At 61.1% G+C, this 24,284-nt stretch carries 21 protein-coding genes and 1 tRNA gene; 15 read left to right on the forward strand and 7 right to left on the reverse strand.

The annotated features are described in order from the left end of the window. The first annotated feature begins 35 nt into the window (after positions 1–35). The 5 genes from hemC (at position 36) to ppa (ending at position 4,930) form a co-directional block, all read left to right on the forward strand. Positions 36–989: a hydroxymethylbilane synthase gene (hemC, locus tag ACIROY_RS11225; RefSeq protein WP_402273171.1), complete on the forward strand. Its 954-nt coding sequence runs from the start codon at positions 36–38 to the stop codon at positions 987–989. Positions 990–1,050: 61 nt separating this feature from the next. Further along, positions 1,051–1,833 carry a uroporphyrinogen-III synthase gene (locus ACIROY_RS11230; RefSeq protein ID WP_402341604.1) on the forward strand — a complete coding sequence of 261 codons (783 nt, stop codon included), beginning with the start codon at positions 1,051–1,053 and terminating at the stop codon, positions 1,831–1,833. Then, complete coding sequence (locus tag ACIROY_RS11235; RefSeq protein ID WP_402273167.1) at positions 1,830–3,008, forward strand: uroporphyrinogen-III C-methyltransferase; 1,179 nt, start codon at positions 1,830–1,832, stop codon at positions 3,006–3,008. Before ACIROY_RS11230 ends, ACIROY_RS11235 begins: the two co-directional genes overlap by 4 nt. A 16-nt stretch (positions 3,009–3,024) precedes the next feature. Further along, on the forward strand, positions 3,025–4,224 hold the full coding sequence (locus ACIROY_RS11240) for a heme biosynthesis protein HemY (RefSeq protein ID WP_402273165.1): 1,200 nt from the start codon (positions 3,025–3,027) through the stop codon (positions 4,222–4,224). Between the two features lie 166 nt (positions 4,225–4,390). Further along, on the forward strand, positions 4,391–4,930 hold the full coding sequence (ppa, locus tag ACIROY_RS11245) for an inorganic diphosphatase (RefSeq protein WP_402273163.1): 540 nt from the start codon (positions 4,391–4,393) through the stop codon (positions 4,928–4,930). 67 nt (positions 4,931–4,997) lie between these two features. Here the strand turns inward: ppa and ACIROY_RS11250 are convergent, their stop codons facing one another. Continuing rightward, entirely contained in the window at positions 4,998–6,161 is a 1,164-nt protein-coding gene (locus ACIROY_RS11250; protein ID WP_402273160.1) for a GNAT family N-acetyltransferase, read from the reverse strand. Between the two features lie 79 nt (positions 6,162–6,240). On the opposite strand from ACIROY_RS11250, the gene ACIROY_RS11255 reads away from it, so the two are divergent. The 4 genes from ACIROY_RS11255 to ACIROY_RS11270 all read left to right on the forward strand — a co-directional run bounded on the left by ACIROY_RS11255 (position 6,241) and on the right by ACIROY_RS11270 (position 10,748). Next, positions 6,241–7,854: an NAD+ synthase gene (locus ACIROY_RS11255; RefSeq protein WP_402273157.1), complete on the forward strand. Its 1,614-nt coding sequence runs from the start codon at positions 6,241–6,243 to the stop codon at positions 7,852–7,854. A 97-nt stretch (positions 7,855–7,951) separates the two neighbouring features. Beyond that, entirely contained in the window at positions 7,952–8,290 is a 339-nt protein-coding gene (locus ACIROY_RS11260; protein ID WP_007881397.1) for a P-II family nitrogen regulator, read from the forward strand. 77 nt (positions 8,291–8,367) lie between these two features. After that, positions 8,368–9,465 carry an ABC transporter substrate-binding protein gene (locus ACIROY_RS11265; RefSeq protein ID WP_402273154.1) on the forward strand — a complete coding sequence of 366 codons (1,098 nt, stop codon included), beginning with the start codon at positions 8,368–8,370 and terminating at the stop codon, positions 9,463–9,465. 101 nt (positions 9,466–9,566) lie between these two features. Beyond that, positions 9,567–10,748, forward strand: a complete 1,182-nt coding sequence (locus ACIROY_RS11270; RefSeq protein ID WP_402341606.1) for a PA0069 family radical SAM protein — start codon at positions 9,567–9,569, stop codon at positions 10,746–10,748. Between the two features lie 25 nt (positions 10,749–10,773). Here ACIROY_RS11270 and ACIROY_RS11275 read toward each other — a convergent pair whose 3' ends face one another. After that, positions 10,774–11,778, reverse strand: coding sequence for an aldo/keto reductase (locus ACIROY_RS11275; protein ID WP_402341608.1), 1,005 nt, complete (start codon positions 11,776–11,778; stop codon positions 10,774–10,776). 150 nt (positions 11,779–11,928) lie between these two features. On the opposite strand from ACIROY_RS11275, the gene ACIROY_RS11280 reads away from it, so the two are divergent. Continuing rightward, positions 11,929–12,816: a LysR family transcriptional regulator gene (locus ACIROY_RS11280; protein WP_402273148.1), complete on the forward strand. Its 888-nt coding sequence runs from the start codon at positions 11,929–11,931 to the stop codon at positions 12,814–12,816. 5 nt (positions 12,817–12,821) lie between these two features. Here ACIROY_RS11280 and ACIROY_RS11285 read toward each other — a convergent pair whose 3' ends face one another. Beyond that, positions 12,822–13,475, reverse strand: coding sequence for a Smr/MutS family protein (locus ACIROY_RS11285; RefSeq protein ID WP_402273147.1), 654 nt, complete (start codon positions 13,473–13,475; stop codon positions 12,822–12,824). A 76-nt stretch (positions 13,476–13,551) separates the two neighbouring features. Then, positions 13,552–14,505 (reverse strand): thioredoxin-disulfide reductase, encoded by a 954-nt coding sequence (gene trxB, locus ACIROY_RS11290; protein WP_402341610.1) that lies wholly within the window; start codon positions 14,503–14,505, stop codon positions 13,552–13,554. 345 nt (positions 14,506–14,850) lie between these two features. On the opposite strand from trxB, the gene ACIROY_RS11295 reads away from it, so the two are divergent. Both ACIROY_RS11295 and lolA read left to right on the forward strand, forming a co-directional pair. After that, complete coding sequence (locus tag ACIROY_RS11295; RefSeq protein ID WP_402273143.1) at positions 14,851–17,181, forward strand: DNA translocase FtsK; 2,331 nt, start codon at positions 14,851–14,853, stop codon at positions 17,179–17,181. 11 nt (positions 17,182–17,192) lie between these two features. Then, positions 17,193–17,858: an outer membrane lipoprotein chaperone LolA gene (gene lolA, locus ACIROY_RS11300; protein WP_402341612.1), complete on the forward strand. Its 666-nt coding sequence runs from the start codon at positions 17,193–17,195 to the stop codon at positions 17,856–17,858. An 18-nt stretch (positions 17,859–17,876) separates the two neighbouring features. On the opposite strand, the gene fdxA is transcribed toward lolA, so the two are convergent. Further along, complete coding sequence (fdxA, locus tag ACIROY_RS11305) at positions 17,877–18,212, reverse strand: ferredoxin FdxA (RefSeq protein WP_402273139.1); 336 nt, start codon at positions 18,210–18,212, stop codon at positions 17,877–17,879. A 172-nt stretch (positions 18,213–18,384) separates the two neighbouring features. Here fdxA and ACIROY_RS11310 point away from each other — a divergent pair, with 172 nt between their 5' ends. After that, entirely contained in the window at positions 18,385–19,680 is a 1,296-nt protein-coding gene (locus tag ACIROY_RS11310; RefSeq protein ID WP_402273136.1) for a replication-associated recombination protein A, read from the forward strand. 31 nt (positions 19,681–19,711) lie between these two features. Here the strand turns inward: ACIROY_RS11310 and ACIROY_RS11315 are convergent, their stop codons facing one another. Then, entirely contained in the window at positions 19,712–20,305 is a 594-nt protein-coding gene (locus ACIROY_RS11315) for a hypothetical protein (RefSeq protein WP_402341614.1), read from the reverse strand. Between the two features lie 183 nt (positions 20,306–20,488). On the opposite strand from ACIROY_RS11315, the gene serS reads away from it, so the two are divergent. Beyond that, the gene (gene serS / locus ACIROY_RS11320) at positions 20,489–21,787 is read left to right on the forward strand and encodes a serine--tRNA ligase (protein ID WP_402273132.1); all 1,299 of its coding nucleotides are present in this window, start codon (positions 20,489–20,491) and stop codon (positions 21,785–21,787) included. 102 nt (positions 21,788–21,889) lie between these two features. Here the strand turns inward: serS and ACIROY_RS11325 are convergent, their stop codons facing one another. Beyond that, positions 21,890–23,782, reverse strand: a complete 1,893-nt coding sequence (locus ACIROY_RS11325) for an EAL domain-containing protein (protein WP_402341616.1) — start codon at positions 23,780–23,782, stop codon at positions 21,890–21,892. Between the two features lie 242 nt (positions 23,783–24,024). Here ACIROY_RS11325 and ACIROY_RS11330 point away from each other — a divergent pair. Continuing rightward, positions 24,025–24,114, forward strand: a tRNA-Ser gene (locus tag ACIROY_RS11330). The last annotated feature ends 170 nt before the right edge of the window (positions 24,115–24,284 follow it).

Genomic DNA, 24,284 nt, shown 5'->3' on the forward strand with positions numbered 1-24,284 from the left:
TCACAGATGACTCGGCGACTACCGGAAGAACCGTCTTGAAAGAATTTCCTCCCTCCAGTCTGGTCATCGCTTCACGTGAAAGCCGTCTCGCCATGTGGCAAGCCGAACACGTGCGCGACCGGTTGGCTGCATTATATCCGCAGTGCAGCATAACTATTCTCGGAATGACCACGCGCGGCGACCAGATCCTCGATCGCACCCTGTCCAAGGTCGGCGGCAAGGGACTGTTCGTGAAGGAACTGGAAGTCGCCATGGCCGAGGGACGCGCCGATTTTGCGGTGCATTCGCTCAAGGACGTGCCGATGGAGTTGCCGGAAGGTTTTGTGCTGGGCGCCATTCTGGAACGCGAAGATCCGCGCGATGCATTCGTCTCCAATGACTATGCCGGACTGGACGACTTGCCGCACGGCGCCGTGGTCGGCACCAGCAGCCTGCGCCGCCAGGCGCTGATCGCCGCGCGCTATCCGCATCTGGTCATCAAGCCTTTGCGTGGCAATCTCGATACCCGCCTGGGCAAACTGGACCGCGGCGACTATGCGGCCATCATTCTCGCCGTGGCCGGCCTGAAACGCCTCGGCCTGGAGTCGCGCATCCGTTCCGCCATCGCGCCGGAACAGAGCCTGCCGGCGCCCGGGCAGGGCGCGATGGCGATTGAGATCCTGGCCGACCGCACCGATTTGCAACGCGTGCTGGCGCCGATCAACCATCTCGCTACCGATCGTGCAGTGACGGCCGAGCGTACGCTGTCGCGCACCTTCGGCGGCAGCTGCCAGATTCCGCTGGCGGCTTTCGCCACGATAGACGGCGATCGCATGCGCATGCGCGCCCTGGTGGCGACACCGGACGGCAAGCAGGTCGCGGCCGCCGAAGCCGAAGGTCCGGCTGATGCGCCGGCCGCGCTCGGCAGACAGGTTGCCGACTTGCTGCAGGTGCAGGGCGCCGAAGCGATCCTGGCGGCATGCAAGGCCGAGGCCGATGCAGCGGAATGATTCAGCGCCGAATTTGCCCGTCCGTTCATCCCTCGTTACTCTCTGAACTGAAGGGGACGCCGTGAAGGAGTTCGCTGCCAGGCCCGTAGTCATCACGCGTCCCTTGGCGCAGGCCGGCGCGTTCGCCACGCAAGTCACGGCGATCGGCCGCATGCCGGTGATTTTTCCCTTGCTGGAAATCGCACCGGTGGCCGACAGCGCCGAACTGCAACGCGTGCTGTCCGCGCTGGAGCGGTTTGCGCTGGTGGTGTTCGTCAGTCCCAACGCCATCGATGCCGCCTTCCAGTTCATTCCGTCGTGGCCGGGGAATGTCGCCATCGGCATCGTCGGCGAAGGCAGCCGGCTGGCATTGCAGCGCCACGGGGTCGACGAATCCCACGCCACCATCCACGCGCCGCGCAACAGCGAGCGCATGGATTCCGAGGAATTGTTCAAATCATTCAATCTCGACGCGCTGCGCGGCAAACGCGTGTTGATTGTGCGCGGCCAGGCCGGACGCGATTTTCTGACGGACATGCTGCGCGCCAGCCAAGTGGAAGTCGAGCACGTGACCGCGTATCAACGCCTGCTGCCGAAAATCGACGCTGAAAAGGCAGTGCATCTGCGCAGCCTGATCGACGCCGGCAGCGAATGGGTGGTCACCAGTTCCGAGGCCTTGCGCAACCTGCTGCAAGTCACCGCCGAGGCGCTGGGACAGGACTGTGTGGTAAAACTACAACGCAATGAAATCATCGTTTCGCACCAGCGGATCGCTGAAACAGCGCACTCGCTGGGTTTCTCCCATGTGACCATGACCGGATCAGGGGACGAACGCCTGATTGCCGCGTTACAATCCCCTGCATGAACGAACTGCAATCCTCCCCCGACCAGAACCAGCCGGACCCGAAAGCGGATCCCGGACTGCAGGCGAGCATGGTGCTCCCTTCCTTTACACCTTCGGACAACGGCGTGCTGAAAAAGCGCCTGCGGCTGCTGACCTTGCTGGTGGTGATTCTCGCCATCGTGCTGGTGGCGCAGTGGTGGGTGTCGCATAGCGAAATCCGCGGCCTGCGCGAAGAAGTCGCGCGTCGCCTGCAAACCGGCGACGTCGCCAACACCGAGGTCAAGGGCGTACTCAAGACCGTCCAGGAAAGCACCAAGGAATTGCAAGCCAAGGTCAGCGTGCTCGACAGCAAGCAGGCCGAGTCGCAAAGCCAGCAACTGGCGCTCGAACAGCTCTACCAGGATCTCTCCAAGAATCGCGATGACTGGGCACTGTCGGAAATCGAAGAAGTGCTGTCGACCGCCAGCCAGCAGCTGGAACTGGCCGGCAACGTGCAGGGTGCGCTGATCGCCTTGCAGAACGCCGACAAGAGCCTGTCGCGCTCCGACAAGCCGCAATTCATCGCCATCCGCCGCGCCATTGCGCGCGACCAGGACCGCCTGAAAGCCTTACCGACTGTTGACGTGCCCGGTATCGCCGTGCGCCTCGACAGCGTCATCGGCCAGATCGACAGCATGCCGTTGCTGTCGGACGAAAAACCGGTGGTGTCGGTGACGGAACCGAAGAAACAACCCGCGCGCGCCGCCCCCAAAGCTGCCGCCAAGTCGAACGGCAAGGAGCAGCCGGCTGCCGCATCTGCAGTTCCGGCGTCCGACTGGCTGGCTGACGCCCAGGAAAAGTGGCAAAGCTTCAGCGCCGAAATGTGGACCGAGCTGAAGCAGCTGGTGCGCATCCGCAGCGTCGACACGCCGGACGCCTTGCTGCTGTCGCCGACCCAGGCTTACTATGCCCGTGAAAACCTCAAGCTGCGCCTGCTCAATGCTCGCCTGGCGCTGCTGTCGCGCAACGAGTTCGCGTTCCGCAACGACCTGGCCGCAGCACAAGACACCATCGCCAAGTACTTCGACACCCGCGCCAAGCAAGTGCAGACTACGCAGGCCATGTTGAAGCAAGTCCAGGGCAGCAACCTGTCGATCCAGATGCCGACGCTCAGCGAAAGCATCAACGCGGTGCGCAACTACAAAGGCCGCCGTTAATTAAGACGACAGAAATATGCGAATTCTTCTCTGGCTCCTGACCCTGTTTGCTTCCGCCATCGGCCTGGCGGTACTGGCGCGCTTCAATCCCGGCAACGTCGTGCTGTTCTATCCGCCGTACCGCGTCGATTTGTCGCTCAACTTCTTCCTGGCCGCGGTGGTGGTGCTGTTCATCGCGCTGTACGTGCTGATCCGCGCCGTGCGCCTGACCCAAAAGCTGCCCGGCCGGGTGATCGCCTATCGCCGCCAGAAGCGTGAAAACGACGGCAACAAGGCTTTGCGTGATTCGATCAAGGCTTTCTTCGAAGGCCGTTTCGGTCACGCTGAAAAAGCCGCCACGCGCGCTGCCGAACTGCCCGACAACGCCGGCATCGCCGCGCTGGTCGGCGCGCGTGCCGCGCACCGCATGCGCCAGACCGATCGGCGCGACATCTGGCTGGCCAGCACCGACGGCGACAATGGACTCAAGGCCGCGCGCCTTATGACGACGCTGGAATTGCTGGTCGACGATCATCAGTTCAAGGCCGCCCTCGATACTGTCGAAGAGCTCAACGCCAACGGCACGCGTCACATCCAGGCGCTGCAATGGGCGCTCAAGGCCAATCAGCAAGCCAAGAACTGGCCAGAAGTGCTGCGCCTGGTGCAAACGCTGGACAAGCGCAATGCGCTGCATCCGGCCTTGTCCAATCGCCTGCGTGAAATGGCCTACGACGCACTGCTGTCGGATCGCTCGCACGATGCCGAATCGATCCGTCGCTTGTGGGCCGAAGTGCCTAACGCCGATCGCCTGAAACCCTATATTGCCGCGCGCGCCGCTCAGGCCTTCAGCAGCCGCAGCCTGCACGACGAAGCGCGCACGCTGCTGGAGCGCGCACTGGCAGCCGATTGGGATGACCGCCTGATCCGCGCTTACCGTGATTCGACGGCCGAAGCCGGCTCGCCGGCGCTGCTGGCGCAGATCGAACGCTGCGAGGCATGGCTGGCGAAACGTCCGACTGATGCCGAACTGGCGCTGACGTTGGGCATGTTCTGCCTGCGCCAGAAGCTGTGGGGCAAGGCCCAGCGCCATCTGGAGCAAGCCCTGTCCGATGCGCTTGAGCCGCGCACCGTGCGCGAATCGCACCTCAGCCTCGCGCAGTTGCATGACGCGCTCGACCAGCACGAACAGGCTGCCGCGCACTACAAGCAATGCGCGCTGGCGACGGCCATCCGCTAGTTTTCTGACGAACAAGAAAGAGCCGCCGTGTCGCTGTAACGACCCGGCGGCTTTTTTATTGCCTGATTTCAAGTGCGCGCTGATTCGGCGCAGATGCAGATTGGCGGCCTGAATGCCGTTATAATCTCGGGTTTCCCATCCCTTCATTTCTTTACGAGAAAGCACCATGAGCCTGAATAACGTCCCGTCCGGCCGCGACCTGCCCAACGACTTCAATGTGATCATCGAGATCCCGATGAACGCCGATCCGATCAAGTATGAAGTGGACAAGGATAGCGGCGCTATTTTCGTCGACCGTTTCATGGGCACCGCGATGCACTATCCGTGCAACTACGGTTACATCCCGCAAACGCTGTCCGAAGACGGCGACCCGGTCGACGTGCTGGTGATTACCCCGTTCCCGCTGTTCCCCGGCGTGGTGGTGCGTTGCCGTCCCATCGGCGTGCTGAAGATGACCGACGAGTCGGGCGTTGACGCCAAGCTGCTGGCGGTGCCGGTCGACAAGGTCCTGTCGATCTACACGCATTGGCAAAAGCCGGAAGACATGAACGAACTGCGCCTGAAGCAGATCCAGCATTTCTTCGAGCACTACAAGGACCTGGAAAAGGGCAAATGGGTCAAGATCGACGGCTGGGAAGGTCCGGAATCGGCCAAGGCGGAAATCCTCGCCGGCGTCGAAGCCTTCAAGAAGCAGCAAGCCAAGTAATCTGCAGTCCAGGCATTGCCGATAAAAAAGCGCACCCGCGGGTGCGCTTTTTTTGTGCCGGTCGCAGTCATGTCGGATCGCGAGTCGGATCTCGAAACGGGTTGCGTTCGTTGAGTTCGCTCAGGTAATCGTCGATGCCGCCGCCTTCGCGTTCGAGGAAGCGTTCCACCGCATCGGCAAACGAGGGATGCGCCAGCCAGTGCGCCGACCAGGTTTTCTGCGGCAGGAAGCCGCGCGCCATCTTGTGCTCGCCCTGGGCGCCGCCTTCAAACCACGCGATCTTGTTGTCGATGCAGAATTCCAGCGGCTGGTAGTAAGCCGTTTCGAAATGCAGGCAGGGGATGTCTTCCAGCGCACCCCAGTAGCGTCCGTATAGTGCGTCTTCGTCATAGACCACTAACGACGAGGCGACCGGTTTGCCGTCGCGATGGGCCACTGTCAGCAGCAGATGCTGCGGCATCCCGGCGGCGATGCGCAGGAAAAAGTCGAGGTTCAGATAAGGCGTCGAATGGTGTGCCGCATAAGTGTGGCGGTAACAGCGGTGGAAAAAACGCCAGTCGGCTTCGCCGGCTTCGTGACCGCGCAGATGGCGGAACGTCACGCCGGCGTCGCCCACCTTGCGCCGCTCGGCCAGGATGTTCTTGCGTTTCTTGCGTTCCAGCGTGGTGAGGAACTCGGCGAAGTCGCGATAGCCTTCGTTGTGCCAATGGAACTGTACGCCGCTGCGCAGCATGAAGCCGGCCTCTGCCAGCGTCTGCGCCTCTGCTGCGGGAGGGTAGAGCACATGGGTGGAGGAGGTCTGTGCGGCTTCCTGGAGTTCCTGCAAGGCCCGCACCAGCGCCTGGCGTGCGGCCTCGTCCACCGCGAGGAGGCGAGCGCCGCTGACCGGCGTGAACGGAATCGCCGCCAGCAGCTTGGGGTAATAGGGCAGGCCGTGACGTTCATAAGCCTCGGCCCAGGCCCAGTCGAACACGTACTCGCCGTAGGAGTGATATTTCAGGTAGAGCGGCAATGCCGCCTTCAGGTCATCACCTTGCCACAGTGTCAGGTATTGCGGCTCCCAGCCGGTGTCCTTGGCGGCGGAGCCGCTTTCATGCAGCGCATGCAGGAAAGCGTAGGACAAAAACGGCGTGGCGTCGGCCTGGGCGGCAAGCAGCGCATCCCATGCCGGCTGGCCAACTTCTGCCAGAGAAGAAATGATTCGCGTGCGATAATGAGACTCTGCGTTCACTGCGTGCAGCTCCCCGGCACAGGTGTTGCGTCCGTACTCTTCGTCATTTTCTTACCGTCATTTCTTACTTGTCGCCATCATGTCAGTCAAAGTCGCCATCGCCCAGATCAACAGCACCGTTGGAGATATCTCGGGCAATCGCAACAAAATCGTCGAATTCGCTCGTCGTGCCGCAGCACAGGGTGCGGACATCGTCCTCACGCCGGAATTGTCGCTGGTAGGCTATCCTCCTGAAGACCTGTTGCTGCGTCAGGCATTCTACGCAAAAACCGACGAAGCGTTGCAAGCGCTCACGGCCGAGCTGGCCGGGTTGAAAGACGTGCACGTCGTCGTCGGCCATCCGGTGCTCAAGGATGGTGCGCGCTTCAACGCGGCATCGGTTCTGCTCAACGGCAAAATCTCCGGCAGCTATCACAAGCTGGAGCTGCCCAACGACAGCGTGTTTGACGAGAAGCGCTACTTCACGCCCGACGGCACGCCGCTGGTGTTCGACGTCAAAGGCACGAAATTCGGCATCAACATTTGCGAGGACACCTGGTTCCCGCGCGCGCCTGCCCGCGCCAAAGAGGCCGGCGCACAGGTACTGCTGATCCTGAACGGTTCGCCGTACCATATGAACAAGCAGTCGCTGCGCCTCGACGTGATGCGCGACAATGTGACCAAACAAGGCATGCCGCTGGTGTTCGCCAATCTGGTGGGCGGCCAGGATGAACTGATTTTCGACGGCAATTCCTTCGCCATGGATATCGCCGGCGAACTGGTCGCCAGCCTGGCGCATGCGCAGGAAGATTTGCAGGTCATCGAATTCGACGGTGTGCAGATCCGCAATCCACAGATGGCGCCGGCGCTGTCGATTGAAGCGCAGGTGTACCAGGCGCTGGTGCTGGGCGTGCGCGATTACGTCGGCAAGAACGGTTTCCCGAGCGTGCTGATCGGCTTGTCAGGCGGCGTCGATTCGGCGCTGACGCTGGCCGTCGCGGTCGATGCGCTGGGCGCCGACAAGGTGCGCGCGATCATGATGCCGTCGCCTTATACGGCAGACATTTCCTGGATCGACTCGCGTGACATGGTCGAGCGCATCAAGGTGCGCTACGACGAGATTTCGATCAACGATTGTTTCTCGGCCTTCCGCAGCACCTTGTCCGAAGAGTTCAAGGGACTCAAGGAAGACACCACCGAAGAAAACATCCAGGCCCGCATTCGCGGCACGCTGCTCATGGCGCTGTCCAACAAGTACGGTTCCATCGTCCTGACTACCGGCAACAAGAGCGAAATGGCGGTGGGCTACTGCACGCTGTACGGCGACATGGCCGGCGGCTTCGCCGTGATCAAGGACATCGCCAAGACGCTGGTCTATCGTTTGTGCGCTTACCGCAACAGCATTTCCGAAGTCATTCCCGAACGCATCCTGACACGCGCACCGTCGGCCGAACTGCGGCCCGACCAGAAGGACCAGGATTCGCTGCCGCCGTATGAAGTCCTCGACGCCATCATGCAGATGTACATGGAAGAAAATCTCGGCATCGTCGAGATCGAGCGGGCCGGTTACCAGAAGGAAGATATCGAGCGCATCACGCGCCTGATCAAGATCAACGAATACAAGCGGCGCCAGGCGCCGGTGGGTATCCGGGTCACCCACAGGGCTTTCGGTCGCGACTGGCGATATCCGATTACGTCAAGATTCCGCGAATAACATTACGTTGTTCGCTGCGCATAATTAAGAGTGTTTCGTAAAAACTTTCATTGATTTAATTCGATTTTCTGCGACATTTTATAAGGAGGGAATAGCCATGAAGCAAGTCACTGCTATCATCAAACCGTTCAAGTTGGACGAAGTGCGCGAGTCGCTGGCCGAAGTCGGCGTCACCGGACTGACCGTTACCGAAGTCAAGGGTTTCGGCCGTCAGAAGGGCCATACCGAGCTGTATCGCGGCGCTGAATACGTTGTCGATTTCCTGCCCAAGGTGAAGATCGAAGTCGTGGTCGACAACAGCGTGGTGGAACCGGTGGTCGACGCCATCATCAAGGCGGCGCGCACCGGCAAGATCGGCGACGGCAAGATTTTTGTGCAGGAAGTCGAACAGGTCATTCGCATCCGCACCGGCGAGACAGGAGCGGAAGCGGTATAACACCGTGAAGGGGAGATCGCATGTCGGAGCAGCTTCGATGGTTGTTTCGAATTTTTCCGATCTTTTTGTTAACGTGCTTGTTCTCCCCCGCACATGCCGACGCCGACCCCGGCGTCTCCGATACCCGCATCCTGCTCGGACAATCGGCCGGCATGTCGGGGCCCACTGCGCAATACGCGCGCCAGGTGTTGATCGGCGCCAAAGTCTACTTCGACAAGATCAACCAGCAAGGCGGTGTGCATGGCAGACGCATTGAGCTGCGTACCCGCGACGACCAATATTCTGCATCCCTCGCCGCCTATAACACGCGTCAATTGATTGAGCGTGACGGCGTGTTTGCGCTGTTCGGATTCGTCGGATGGCCGACCAGCCAGGCCGGCCTGCAGATCGCCTCGCGTGCGGGCGTGCCTTTCTTTGCGCCGTTCACCGGCGGTGCGCTTCATGCATCGTTCGATCGACATCTGTTTTCGATCCGTGCGAGTTATGCGGACGAATACGCTTACTTCCTGCGCAACATGAACTGGCTCGGCATACGCAAGCTGGCGCTGCTGTATCAGCAAGACCAATATGGCGTGATGATCAAGCAGGACGTCGATAGTCGCGCCCGCCGCGAAGCCATCGAGCTGACCAGCATCGGCATCAACCATGGCGGCGTCAACCTCGAGCCCCTGATCGACAAGACACTGAGCGTGCAGGCCGATGTCGTCATGCTGGTCCATGCCGACTCCCAGATCAACGCCCGCATCGTGCGCAGCTTGCGCAACCGCGGCTTCCTCGGGCAGTTCTTTGCCGTGTCCTTCGTCGGCAACAAGCAACTGGCCAGCGAACTGGGCGAGCTGGCGCACGGCATTCTGGTCACGCAAGTGGTGCCGCTGCCCTGGCGCATTTCGATGCCGCTCGTTGCCGAATACCGCAAGCGCATGGCTGAGTCAGGCTACGAGGAATTCACCGTCACCAGCCTGGAAGGCTACATTGCGGCACGCGTGCTGGTTGAAGGCTTGAAGCGGGCAGGGCGTAATCTGACGCGCGAGCGCCTGATCCGTGCGCTCGAAAGCATCAATGCGCGCAACTACGACGGTGGCGGCTATGTCGTCAATTTCTCCGCCACCAATCACCAGGGATCGATGTACGTGGACATTGCGACCATGACCAAGGATGCGCGCTTCATGAACTGAAGCCGTCGATTCACTGGCTTGTCCGGTCTTTACGAACATCGCTGTATTTGGTTTAAAATACTGTTTATATATACAGTATTCCAATGCAAGGCGATGACCCCATGAGCAAGTCCGGCTACCGCAAAGTCCCGTTGCAAATCACGCAAGTACGCGAGAGCGAAGGCGAGACTTTCACGCGGGTGTTCGATGCGCGCAAGGGCCGTGGCGCGGTCAGCAACATACAGGGGCGCTATGAGGTGGAGCAGCGCGTCGGCTTCGACGACGGCTGGGGGGCGCCTGAATCAGAAAATGGCGCAGAAGACGAACCGGCAACCGTGCGCACCATCATCACCGAAGAAACCGCCAAAACTATCATCAGCCGCAACAAGTCGCCCGACCTGCCGTTCAATGTGTCGCTCAATCCGTATCGCGGTTGCGAACATGGCTGCGTGTACTGCTTTGCACGTCCCACACACGCTTACCTGGGCTTGTCGCCGGGACTGGACTTCGAGAGCAGGATTTTCGCCAAGACCAATGCCCCGGAATTGCTCCTGCGCGAATTGGCCAAGCCGTCCTATGTGCCCGAGACGATCACCGTGGGCATCAACACCGATGCCTACCAGCCCTGCGAGCGCGAGCTGCAGATCACGCGGCGCGTATTGCAGATACTCAGCGATTGCCGGCATCCGGCTGCGCTGATCACCAAGTCCTCGCTGGTCGAACGCGACATCGACATCCTCGCGCCGATGGCTGAACGGCGGCAGGTGATCGCCGCCGTCACCATCGCCACGCTAGACCCGGCGCTGGCGCGCAAGCTGGAGCCGCGCGCGGCCACGCCGACGCGCCGTCTGCGGGTGATCCGCACGTTGGCCGAAGCAGGCATTCCGGTCAGTGTCAGCGTTGCGCCGGTGATTCCCTTCATCAACGAGCCCGAACTGGAAGACATCATCGCGGCGGCTGCAGAGGCCGGCGCGAGGCGTGCCGGCTACACCGTGCTGCGCTTGCCGTGGGAAGTCAATCCGCTGTTCCAGCAATGGCTGCAGACCTACTTTCCCGAACGGGCAAACCGCGTCATGAACCGCATCCGCGAGATGCGCGGCGGCAAGGACAACGATTCCGATTTCGCCACGCGCATGCGCGGCGAAGGCGTGTGGGCCGAGCTGATACGCCAGCGTTTTGAAAAAGCCGTGCAGCGCAGCGGCATGCATGAGCGCGGCTGGTTCGACATGCTTGATGCGTCGCAATTCGTGGCGCCCGCGCGACCGGCGCGCGCCTCGCCGTCCGGCCAGTTCAACTTGTTCTGACCGGCGCGGGCATCGCTGCTTCCGTCTATTTCTCGCTGTCCAAGTGCGCCATCGAATGCGCGGCATAACGTTCGCCCGCCGCAGCATTGGCTGGAATGGCTTCTTCGATGCGCGCCAGATCCTGGCGCGTCAGCACCAGCTTGAGTGCGCCCAGCGACTCCGCAAGGCGTTCCGGGCGACGTGCGCCGACCAATGGCACGATGTCGCTGCCTTGCGCCAGCACCCAGGCGATCGCGACCTGAGCCGGTGTAGCCTCTTTGTCGGCGGCGACGCTGCGCAGCACGTCGATCAGCGCCAGGTTATGCGCCAGGTTGTCGCCCGAAAAGCGCGGGCTATGGCTGCGGAAGTCGTTCGCCGCCAGCTGGCGCGACGCATCCCAGTGACCGCTGATCAGGCCGCGCGACAGCACGCCGTAGGCCGTGATGCCGATGCCCAGTTCGCGGCAGGTCGGCAGGATGTCCTTTTCGATGCCGCGCGAGATCAGCGAATATTCGATCTGCAAATCTGTGATCGGATGCACGGCGTGAGCACGGCGCAAGGTGTCCGCGCCGACTTCCGACAAGCCGATGTGACGCACGCGGCCGGCTTTGATTTCTTCGGCGATGGCGCCGACGGTGTCTTCGATCGGCACGGATGGATCGAGGCGCGCCGGGCGATAGATGTCGATATGGTCGGCGCCGAGACGACGCAGCGTATAGGCCAGGAAATTCTTCACCGCCGCCGGGCGGTTGTCCATGCCGACCCAGTTGCCGCCGGCGTCGCGCATGGCGCCGAATTTCACGCTCAGCTGGACCTTGTCGCGACTGCCGCTGCCGATCGTGCGCAAGGCGTCCCGGATCAGCATTTCATTGTGACCCATGCCGTAGAAGTCGCCGGTGTCGAGCAGCGTTACACCGGCGTCCAGAGCGGCGTGGATGGTAGCTATGCCGGTTTGTTCATCGGCCGGGCCGTACAGATCCGACATGCCCATGCAGCCGAGCCCGAGGGCGGAGGAGGAGAGGCCGCTGCGGCCGAGTGTGCGATGTTCCATGATGATTCCTTCCAGGTGAAAAGTAGGGATGCCAGCCGGAACGGAGGCGACAGCGGTCGTTCTTCGGCGCATGGAGGGTATTGTCGAACTTATTGAATTTCGAATAAATGGCGTTAAAATGATTTCTTTATTCGAATATCAATAATTATCATGGACCGTCTTCAGGCAATGGAAGTATTCGTGCGCGTCGCCGAACTGGGCAGCTTCAGCAAGACTGCGGAGCAGATGGGCTTGCCGGCGGCGACCGTGACCAACGCCATCCAGGCGGTGGAGAAGCGCGTCGGCGTGCGCCTGCTGCAGCGGACCACGCGCAAGGTCACGCTGACCGATGACGGCGCGGCTTACCTTGAACGTTGCCAGCGCTTGCTGGCGGAATTCCAGGATGTCGAAAACCTGTTCGACCACGAGCAGCCGCAAGGCGTGGTGCGTGTCGACCTGCCCGAGCGGCTGGCGCACAAGAGCGTGATTCCGCGCCTGCCGGAGTTCTTCGCGCGCTATCCCGACATCCGGGTCAAGCTCAATGCCAGCGACCGCTTCGTCGACCTGATCGGCGAAGGCGTCGACTGCGTGGTGCGCGTCGGCATCCTCAGCGATTCGACGCTGATTGCGCGCAGCATCGGCGCGATGGAGCAGATCACTTGCGCCTCCAGGGCCTACCTCGATCGCCACGGCCGCCCGCGCACGCTGGCGGAGCTGGAGCAGCACGTGATGATCAATTATTTTTCCAGCCGCACCGGCCGCGAACTGCCGTGGGAATACATGCAGAACGGCGAGCTGAAAACCCTGAAGTTGCGCGGCCAGGTATCGGTGGCGAGTTCCGAGGCCTACATGGCGTGCTGCCTGGCGGGACTGGGATTGGTGCAGGCGCCTTTGCTGGGCGCCGAGGACTTGCTGGCGCAGGGCGTGATCGAAGAAGTGCTGCCGGAATTCAAACCGCCGCCGTTGCCGGTGGCGATCGTGTATTCGCACAACCGGCATCTGTCGCCGCGTGTGCGCGTGTTTGTCGACTGGCTGGCCGAGATACTGAAAATTCGCTAGAGGTTCTAGCGGTTGGCCGGCGCGCTCGATTGCAGCAGTACGATCAGTGCACCTGACCCGCCGTCGGCCGGCTGCGCCTGGCAAAAGGCGATGACTTCGTCCTTCTGCGCCAGCCAGTTGCGCACCTTCTGTTTCAGCACGGGCTCCTTGTTGACCGAACCCAGTCCCTTGCCGTGGATGATGCGCACGCAGCGCTGGCCGCGCCGGCGCGCCTGACGCAGGAATTCGCCGAGCGCTTCGCGCGCTTCGTCGCGGCGCAGGCCGTGCAGGTCGAGCTGGTTCTGGATTGCCCAATGGCCGCGCCGCAATTTGCTGAGCACGTCGCTGCCCACGCCGGGCCGCGCGAAGCTGAGGTTTTCGTCGGTGTCGAGCAGGGTGTCGAAGGTGAATTCGTCGGACAGCGATTCCATCAGCGCCGCCTGTTCGTCGGCGATGTGGTGGCGCGCGATCGGCAAGGGTTGCGGCGGGAACAGGGCGGCTTTTTCGTTGCTGCGCAGCGGCGCTATCTTGCCGATGCTGCTGCGGAAAATGTCGGCTTCGGCGCGCAGGCGCTTTTCATCTTCCACGCGCTGGCGTTCGGCGGCGAGGCGCGCTTCTTCCTGCGCCTTGAGATCCTTGCGCAATGACTTGAGCGCCGAAAAATCCTTGATAGTCGCCATGATTCGCGTACCGGTAAGAATTGAAAAAGCCCTCCCGCGATGAAGAGGGAGGGCTGAGGATGACGAGCTGAGCTAGTTACTCCAAGCCTTCCAGATAGCGCTGGGAGTCCAGCGCGGCCATGCAGCCGGTGCCGGCGCTGGTGATGGCCTGGCGGTAAATATGGTCCTGCACGTCGCCGGCGGCGAACACGCCGTTGATGCTGGTGGCGGTGGCGAAGCCTTCCAGGCCGGTGCGGGTCTTGATGTAGCCGTTCTGCATGTCAAGCTGGCCTTCGAAGATGCCGGTGTTCGGCTTGTGGCCGATGGCGATGAACAGGCCGTGCAGTGTGATCGGCGTGACGCTGCCGTCCTGGGTCGACTTGATCTTGATGCCGGTGACGCCGCTTTCATCGCCGACGACTTCTTCCAGCGTGTGATGCCACTTGATCTCGATCTTGCCTTCGGTAACCTTATGCAGCAGGCGGTCGATCAGGATAGGTTCGGCGCGGAACTTGTCGCGGCGATGGATGATGGTGACCTTGCTGGCGATGTTGGACAGATACAGCGCTTCTTCGACCGCGGTGTTGCCGCCGCCGACCACGGCGACTTCCTTGCCGCGATAGAAAAAGCCGTCGCAGGTGGCGCAGGCGGACACGCCTTTGCCCATGAAGGCTTCTTCGGAAGGCAGACCGAGATATTGCGCCGACGCGCCGGTGGCGATGATCAACGCGTCGCAAGTGTATTCGCCGGAGTCGCCGATCAGGCGGAATGGCCGTTCCGACAACTTGGTCGTGTGGATGTGATCAAAAATGATTTCCGTATTGAAACGCTCGGCGTGTTTCAACAGGCGTTGCATCAGTTCCGGTCCTTGCACGCCCATCGGATCGCCGGGCCAGTTTTCGACGTCGGTGGTGGTCATCAGCTGGCCGCCTTGCTCGACGCCGGTGATCAGCACCGGATTGAGGTTGGCGCGTGCTGCGTAGACGGCAGCGCTGTAGCCGGCGGGGCCGGAACCGAGAATCAAAACCTTGGCGTGTTTGGGCATGGTCATAAAATACTCTTAATGAACTGAACAGAAGTGGGGCGCAGCGGCATGTCATTAAAATGATGCCGGACTGCCGGATTTCAATGCGGGCGCGAGGATGACCGGCTGCGATGCCGGAAGACTGCGGCTTATGTTGCCGTTTATCCTATATTGCGCTGCAAAACGGTTAAGATTATAGACGAAGCGCCAGACCGGCCCGATGGAATTACGCTATTCCATCAATAGGGCCGTCCGCCCTGCGATTTGCCCTGATTCTCTGCCGATTTCCATACCCCGGTTTTCTGCCCGGCAATCGCCGTTACAATGTCGCCTGAGTTAAATGCGCCCCCAAGGCGCGCCAGATAAAGATTTATGACCAAGACCAGCCAAGCCTATACCCGCAACACCAAAGCCGCCGAAACTCCGCAGCTGCCGAGCCGGCTGGTGCGCCTCCTGTACGAAGCCCGCTGGTTGGCCATGGCGACCTTGCTGGTGTATTTGTCCTTGATCCTGCTGACCTACTCGCGCAGTGACCCGGGTTGGTCGGTGGCCAATTCCGTGCCGCACCTGCATAACTGGGGCGGCCGCGTCGGCGCCTGGGTGGCTGACCTGATGCTGTACATCTTCGGCATGTCGACCTGGTGGTGGTGCGTGCTGCTGGGCCATTCCATCTGGCGCAGCTATCGGCACCTGGCCAATCGCTTCCTGATGCAGAAAGAGACCGAACCCGAGCACCATCAGGAAGGCCTGATCCGTGCCATCGGTTTCGTGTTCCTGCTGGCCGGCAGCCTCGGCATCGAATACATGCGCATGTACACCATGAAGGCGCCGATGCCGCGCGCGCCAGGCGGCGTGCTGGGCGAAATGATCGGCAGCGCGGCACAGACCTCGCTCGGTTTCACCGGCGCCACGCTGTTGCTGCTGCTGCTGTTCGGACTGGGCTTCAGCCTGTTCTTCCACGTCTCGTGGCTGGCTGCGGTTGAACGCATTGGCGGCGCGATTGAAGACGGTATTTTCTGGATCCGCAATTTCTATTCGGCGCGCGAAGATCGCAAGGTCGGCCACGTCGCCGCCGTCAAGCGCGAAGAAGTGGTGGTGCAGGAACGCGCCAAGATCGACGAAGCGCCGCCGATCCGCATTGAGCCACAAGTGGTGGCGGTGCCGAAGTCGGAGCGCATCGAGAAGGAGCGCCAGACCAGCCTGTTTCAGGACATCGATTCCAGCCTGCCGCCGTTGTCGCTGCTGGACGAAGCGCCGCCGGCGCAGCAGACGGTTTCCGTCGAAACGCTGGAGTTCACCAGCCGCCTGATCGAGAAGAAGCTGTCCGACTTCGGCGTCGAAGTCAAAGTGGTTGCCGCTTATCCCGGCCCGGTCATTACGCGCTACGAAATCGAACCGGCCACCGGCGTCAAGGGTAGCCAGATCGTCGGCCTGGCGCGCGACCTCGCACGCTCGCTGTCGCTGACCTCGATCCGTGTGGTGGAAGTCATCCAGGGCAAGAATTACATGGGCCTGGAGCTACCCAATCCCAAGCGCCAGATCGTGCGCCTGACCGAGATTCTCAGCTCCAAGGTCTACAACGACAGCCATTCCAGCCTGACCATCGCGCTCGGCAAAGACATCGCCGGCAATCCGGTGGTGGCCGACCTCGCCAAGATGCCGCACTTGCTGGTCGCGGGTACGACGGGCTCGGGCAAATCGGTCGGCATCAACGCCACCATCCTGTCGCTGCTGTACAAGTCGACGCCGAAGCAGGTGCGCCTGATCCTGATCGATCCGAAGATGCTGGAGCTCTCCATTTATGAAGGCATCCCGCACTTGCTGGCGCCGGTCGTGACCGACATGCGTCAGGCCGGCCATGCGCTGAACTGGGCCGTGGCCGAGATGGAGCGCCGCTACAAGCGCATGTCCAAACTGGGCGTGCGCAACCTGGCCGGCTACAACCAGAAGATCATCGACGCCGACAAGCGCGGCGAAAAGATACCGAATCCGTTCAGCCTGACCCCGGACGCGCCGGAGCCGTTGGAACAGCTCGAAACCATCGTCATCATCATCGACGAGCTGGCCGACCTGATGATGGTGGTCGGCAAGAAGGTGGAAGAACTGATCGCGCGTATCGCACAGAAGGCGCGCGCCGCCGGCATCCATCTGATCCTGGCGACTCAACGGCCTTCGGTCGACGTCATCACCGGCCTGATCAAGGCCAACGTGCCGACCCGCATCGCCTTCCAGGTCAGCAGCAAGATCGACTCGCGCACGATTCTCGACCAGATGGGCGCGGAAGCGCTGCTCGGCATGGGCGACATGCTCTACATGCCGCCGGGCACCGGCTTGCCGATCCGCGTGCACGGCGCCTTCGTTTCCGATGAAGAAGTCCATCGCGTGGTGGATCACCTGAAAGAGCAGGGGGAACCGAATTACATCGAGGGCATCCTAGAAGGAGGCGTTGCCGACGATGCCGACGGTGCAATCGGCGGCGGCGCTGCGGGCGGCACCGAAGGCGACGAACTGTATGATCAGGCCGTCGCGGTCGTGCTGAAAAACCGCCGGGCCTCGATTTCACTGGTGCAGCGTCACTTGCGCATCGGCTACAATCGCGCCGCGCGTCTGCTGGAGCAGATGGAGCAAAGCGGTCTGGTGTCGACGATGCAATCGAACGGCAACCGGGAAATCCTCGTGCCGGCAGGAAATACCACGGAGTAAAGACGCATACCATGCAAATAAAAATACAGGCATCACCTCTTCTGAACAAATGGCATGTCGCCGTTGCTGCGATCGGTCTGAGCGCGGCCTTGTTTTCCGCACAGGCTGCGGCCAGCGCACTGGAGCAGTTCAAGCAGTTCGTGGCGTCGACGCAATCGGCCAAGGGCGAGTTCGTGCAGCGCCTGGTCAAGATAGACAGCGGCACCGCCAAGGTATCGAACACCTCGAGCGGCACGTTTGTGTTTTCGCGTCCGGGCAAATTCATCTGGACTTACCAGAAGCCGTATGAGCAAGTCTTGCAGGCCGATGGCGACAAGCTGTTCATCTACGACAAGGACCTGAACCAGGTCACCACCAAGAAGCTGGGCAACGCGCTCGGCTCATCGCCGGCTGCAATCCTGTTCGGCAGCAACGATCTGGAAAAGAATTTCACGCTGAAAGAAGGCGGCACCAAGGACGGCATGGAGTGGCTGGAAGCCACGCCCAAGACCAAGGACACGACCTTTGACCGTATCGGCATCGCCTTGAAGGACGGCGTGCCGCACGCGATGGAATTGCGTGATTCGTTCGGTCAGACCTCGCTGCTGTCGTTCACCAACTTCGAGAAGAATCCGCCGTTGAAAGCGACCAGCTTCACCTTCGTCGTGCCCAAGGGCGCCGACGTCTTCAATCAATAACCGGATGTAACGGCAAGGTCAGATCGACGTCTTGAGCATGTCGATCTTGCCTTCGACCTCGCGCCATTTAGCGTGGTCGGGCATTGGCGCCTGGGCCTGGGTGATTGGTTTCCAGCCGGGATGCTTGGCCAGCTTGGCGTTCAGTTCGGTGAAGTGGCGCAGGCCTTCGGGCAGGTCGATTTCATTGTAGATGGCGCCGACCGGGCATTCCGGCACGCACATCGAGCAATCGATGCAGCCGTCCGGATCGATGGCCAGGAAGTTCGGGCCTTCGACAAAACAATCCATGGGACAGACGCTGACGCAGTCGGTGTATTTGCAGGCGATGCAGGAATCGGTGACGACAAAAGGCATGGGCTGAAACGCGCCGTGGCGCGCCGAAGAAGTAGGCAAAATGACAAGCGGGCAAACCGGACCAACACTGTTCCGCACCCGCAAGCCGGCAGGATTCTAGCATCCGGCCCGATAACCCGCTGCCGGATCGGTTAGACTGGCATCCATTTTAATTCCCCAATTTGACCGCTCCATGAATTCCGCGCCGTTAGCCGAACGTCTTCGCCCGCACTCCTTTGACGATGTCATCGGCCAGCAGCACCTGCTCGGCGCGGGCAAGCCGCTGCGCGTGGCGTTCGAATCGGGTGAGCCGCATTCGATGATCCTGTGGGGGCCGCCGGGCGTAGGCAAGACCACGCTGGCGCGCATCATGGCGGACAGTTTCAATGCCGAATTCATCGCGCTGTCGGCGGTGCTGTCGGGCGTCAAGGACATCCGCGAAGCAGTCGAGCGCGCCGAAGTGATCCGCGCCAATTCCGGTCGCCGCACCATCCTGTTCGTCGATGAAGTGCATCGCTTCAACAAGAGCCAGCAGGACGCTTTCTTGCCGCATGTGGAAAGCGGCCTGTTTACCTTCATCGGCGCGACGACGGAAAATCCCTCGTTCGAAGTCAACGGCGCGCTGCTCTCGCGCGCGGCCGTGTACGTGCTCAAATCGCTGACGGAAGAAGACCTCGGCGCGCTGATCGACCGCGCTTGCCGCGATGAACTTGACGGCCTGCAATTCGAACCGGAAGCCAAGGAAATGCTGATCGCCAGCGCCGACGGCGACGGGCGCAAGCTGCTCAACAACCTGGAAATCGTGGCGCGTGCAGCACAGGCGAAGAATGTTGCCATGGTTGGCACGGAACTGCTGGCCGAATGCCTGGGTGATGCGCTGCGTCGCTTCGACAAGGGCGGCGACGCTTTCTACGACCAGATTTCAGCGCTGCATAAATCAGTGCGCGGCTCCAGTCCCGACGGCGCCTTGTACTGGCTCACGCGCATGCTCGACGGCGGCACCGATCCGCGTTACCTGGCGCGCCGCATTGTGCGCATGGCGTGGGAAGACATCGGCCTGGCCGATCCGCGCGCCATGACGATCGCCAACGACGCCGCCGCCACGTATGAGCGCCTCGGTTCGCCGGAGGGCGAACTGGCCTTGGCGCAGGCGGTGATTTATCTGGCGATTGCGGCCAAGAGCAATGCCGGCTACATGGCCTACAACCAGGCCCGCGCCTTCGTCGCGAAAGACAAGTCGCGCGGCGTGCCGGAGCACCTGCGCAATGCGCCGACCAAGCTCATGAAGCAACTGGGTTACGGCAAGCTGTATCGCTATGCCCATGATGAACCGGAAGGCTATGCCGCCGGCGAGACTTACCTGCCTGACGGCATTCCCGATCCGCATTGGTACCAGCCGGTGCCGCGCGGACTCGAGGCCAAGATCGGCGACAAGATGGCGCATCTGCGCGAGCTTGATCGCGAGTACAAGAAGAACAACAAAGAGTAATGCCGGGCCGGGCGGCAATGCGCCGGCTTGTTCACGCAGTCTTCTTCCACACTTCGAACACACCTTCCATCGCTCCCATGGCCGCGATCACCGCGGCATAGGTGGCGTCGTTGTCGTAGCCCGGCAGCTTCGCCTTGAACTCCTCCATCAGGCCTTCCAGCCCCGGCGTGTCGTTGGGCAGGCGGATGCCGCCCTTGGCGGTGGCGATCATCCAATAGGGCATCGGCAGGAAATCGTCGCCGATGGTGATGACGATGCGCTCGACGTCTTGCCAGGCGATGCTTTCCAGTTCGGCGCCGGCGCGGGTGGTCTTGATGAATTCATCGTCGAACGTCACCGTCACCGGTTTGGCGCGCGCCGCCGCGCGCTTGGCCGGACGCAGGTCGGCGGCGCTGGGGCCGGCATTGATCTTCCATTTGGTCGATTCCGGCGTCGGGAACAGACGGTTCTTGACGCGTTGCCCGAAGGCGAACATGGCGCCGAAGGCCAGCCCGGTCAGCACGCCGTAGCCGATGCTCGAGCCGGTCAGGGCGAATTGTGAGCCGGCCCAGATGGCGCAGCAGGCGGACAGGGCGAAGCCGATCAGGTAGGCGATCAAAGGCGGCTGGGAGGGTTTGTCGGACATGGCGGGTTCCTGTAATGGTCCTGAATGTTGGCGGCAATGGTAACGCAAGCGAGGCTATTTTTCGCGCATTCAGCCGGCAGCCCGCGAGGATGGTCAATGTCCTTGGTACAATCTCGGTTTATCGCATTCATCGCATTCATCGCATTCATCGCATTTACTTCGTATTTACTTATCTGGTACTCCATGATCGACATCCAACTTCTTCGTAAAGACATCGACAATGTCGCTGCCCGTCTGGCAGCGCGCAAATTCCAGCTTGATGTCGCCGCTTTCAATGCGCTCGAAGGCGAGCGCAAGCAGATCCAGACCCGTACCGAGGAATTGCAGGGCAAGCGCAACAGCCTGTCCAAGCAGGTCGGCATGCTCAAGGGCAAGGGCGAAGACGCCTCGGCGGTGATGGCGGAAGTGTCCGGCATCGGCGATGAACTCAAGGCATCCGCCACACGCCTGGAAGAAGTGCAGGTGCAATTGAGCGATTTCCTGCTGACGCTGCCGAACCTGCCGCACGAATCCGTGCCGGCCGGCGCCGATGAAAGCGGCAATGTCGAACTGCGCAAGGTCGGCACGCCGCGCACCTTCGATTTTGAAGTCAAGGATCACGTCGACGTCGGCGCCGCGCTCGGCCTCGACTTCGATGTCGCCACCAAGCTTACCGGCTCGCGCTTCGCCGTCATGAAGGGCGGCATCGCCCGCCTGCATCGTGCGCTCGCGCAATTCATGCTCGACACGCACACACTCGAGCACGGCTACACCGAGTGCTACACCCCTTACATCGTCAACGCCGATTCGCTGCGCGGCACCGGCCAGTTGCCGAAGTTCGAAGCCGACCTGTTCGCGGCCAAGAAGGGCGGCCAGGAAGGTGACTCCAGTGACAACGCTGCGCTGTACCTGATCCCTACCGCCGAAGTGCCGCTGACCAACCTGGTGCGCGACGAGATTGTGGCCGGCGACACGCTGCCGCTGAAGATGACTGCGCATTCCCCGTGCTTCCGTTCGGAAGCCGGCAGCTATGGCCGCGACACGCGCGGCATGATCCGCCAGCATCAGTTCGACAAGGTCGAGATGGTCCAGATCGTGCATCCCGAAAAGTCCTACGAAGCGCTGGACGAGATGCTCGGTCACGCCGAAAACATTCTCAAGAAGCTGGGCCTGCCTTATCGCGTCATTACACTGTGCACCGGCGACATGGGCTTTGGCGCGGCCAAGACCTTCGACATCGAAGTCTGGCTGCCGGCGCAGAACACCTATCGTGAAATCTCATCGGTGTCGAATTGCGAAGCCTTCCAGGCGCGTCGCATGCAGGCGCGTTTCCGCAATCCTCAAGGCAAGCCGGAGCTGGTGCATACGCTCAACGGCTCGGGCCTGGCGGTCGGCCGCACACTGGTGGCGGTGCTTGAGAACGGCCAGCAGGCTGACGGCAGCGTGACGATTCCAGAGGTATTGCGTCCATACATGGGTGGGCTGGAAAAACTGGCGCCGTAATCCACGCAATCCAGGCATTCCACGCTGCACAATGAAAAATGGCTGATGTCCGCAGGGGCATCAGCCATTTTTCATGCGCACTCCTTTACGGCGTGGGATCGTTTACATTGCCCATGAGAAAGTCGCCGGCACGCGCCGCTCGATGAACAGGCTGTTGCCCGGCGTCTTCTTGGCCTGCTTCTTGGCCTTGGTCGCGGCCGAGGCGATCTGGTGCGGAGAGGAGTATTGCGAGGGTTCGATCTTGACCGCGCCCAGCGAAAGGCTCACTAACGGATGCAGCACCCGGTCACCCTGGCGGTCTTCGCTGTAGTAGCCGCCACGCTCCTTGTCCTCGACGTAGTAAAAGGTCTGCGAAGCGACCGCAAACGCTTCCAGCATGGCTTTGCAGCGATGCTCCCAGTCTTCGCTCTGGAACATGATCAGGAAGTCGTCGCCGCCGATGTGGCCGATGAAGTCCAGTTGCGTGTCGCAGAACTGGCTCAGCGTGCGGCCGGTCAGCTGGATCATGTCGTCGCCCTTGCGATAGCCGTAGACATCGTTGAAGGGTTTGAAATTGTCGAGGTCGCAGTAGCAGATGCAAAACTCGACGCCGCTTTGCAGCAGGAACTCGATGTGCTCGTTGATCGGCACGTTTCCCGGCAACTGCGTCAGCGGGTTGGCGTAGCGCGCCGCTTCGATCTGCATTTGTGTGATTTCACGCAGCAGGTCATGGCCGGTGCCCATGCCGACGTACTGGCCCTGGTCGACAATGATGAAGCCGTTTGACAAGTGATGGGATTCGGCCTGTACCAGGATGTGGCTGAGGTCTTGCAAGCTGGTGTCCTGCTCGGTCAGCAGCGGGTTGGGGTCCATGAAGAAGGTGCAGGACTTCTTGCCGTAGAGCTCGCGGCCATACAGGCGGGCGAAGCGCTCCACCATGCTGTAGCGATTGATCAGGCCGACCGGGATGCCGTTGCTGACCACCGGCAGCGCCTGCAATTGCGGATCGTTGACGAACAGGTGGTAGACCTCGTCGTTGGACACATCGGGCGCGACGTACTGGCTTTCGCGCAGCAGTTTGAAGACGGTGGCGCTCTTTTTCGTCGGGCCGTATTTTTGTGTGACCAGCGGTACTTTGTCGCGACGCAGGATCTTGCTGATATCGTCGCCGACCACGGTCTTCGGATTGGCGTGCGGGCGGGCGATGTGATAACCCTGGCCGCAGGCGATGCCGAGGTCGCGAATGGTCAGCAGTTCGGCCTGGGTTTCGATGCCTTCGGCGATGACGATGGAGCCGGACTTCTCGGCGATCTCCTGGATCGAGCGCACGAACTGCAACTTCATCGGGTCGTTGTTGATGCCCTGGATGAAGTGCATGTCGACCTTGACGTATTCCGGCTGCAGCTCGGACCACAGGCGCAGGCTGGAGAAACCCTCGCCAAGGTCGTCGATGGCGATCTGGAAGCCCATGTCGCGGTAGTGCATCGCTGCATTGCGCAGCAGCTCGTAATCGTAGGTCGGCTCGTTTTCGGTCAGTTCGATGATGATGCGCTGCGGATTGATGCCGAGTTTTTCCAGATGGCGCAGGGTTTCACCTTGGATCGCCTCGGGTTGCACCAGCGCGCCCGGGCTGACGTTGAGGAACAGGTTTCCCGGCAGGCCGGACTGCGCGAATTGCGCCATGACGATATGGCGGCACAGGTGTTCGACCTGCACCGACAGTTTGTTGGCGCGCGCCACCTTGAACAGATTCAGCGGCGAATGCAGCGGGCTGTTGGAGGGGCCGCGGATCAGGCCTTCATAGCCGACGATCTCGCCGCTGCGCATGCGGATGATGGGCTGGAACAGCGCCGTCAGGCTGCGCTGGGCGATGATTTCGTGCAGATGCGACAGCAATTGCGAGTTCTGTTGTGACTCCTGTTGTTCGGCCGCCAACTGGACAGGGCCTGGCTCGCCCGGGCCGGCAGGCAAGGGCGGAACATGGTGGTCGAAATCGTGTGAGGCAAATGGGGCCATGTCAGGTCCAGTAGGTCCAACCATAGAAATGAAGAGATCGCGTGTAGTGAGCGCACAAGCGCCGGGCAACATCTGATCGTAGAGAAGATTTATGACAAGATGATGATGTGTAAATTATTTTCGACAGCCGGGCCGGGAAAATATTTGAAGATTTATCCGCAAGGATCTTTCCATCTTCAAATTGGTTCTGCTATAATCTTTTGCTTTGCTGCCCCAGGGTAAGCAATTCGACTAAGTTAACCGGAGAGGTGGCAGAGTGGTCGAATGTACCTGACTCGAAATCAGGCGTACGGTTTCCCGTACCGTGGGTTCGAATCCCACCCTCTCCGCCAGAATCAAGCATCAAAGTAAAAACGCCCGCGTCATGCGGGCGTTTTGCTATCCGCTTGCATTATTGTTTCCTGTTTGCATCCAGCTTTCCTCTCCGCTTTGCGTTGGGAGCGCCTGCCTAAAAATCAAGCAATTCTGGTCCGCTGAACTATAATGGCCGGTTTCATTGTAT

This window comes from Herbaspirillum sp. NPDC101396, from assembly GCF_044767365.1.
GTDB lineage: Bacteria > Pseudomonadota > Gammaproteobacteria > Burkholderiales > Burkholderiaceae_D > Herbaspirillum.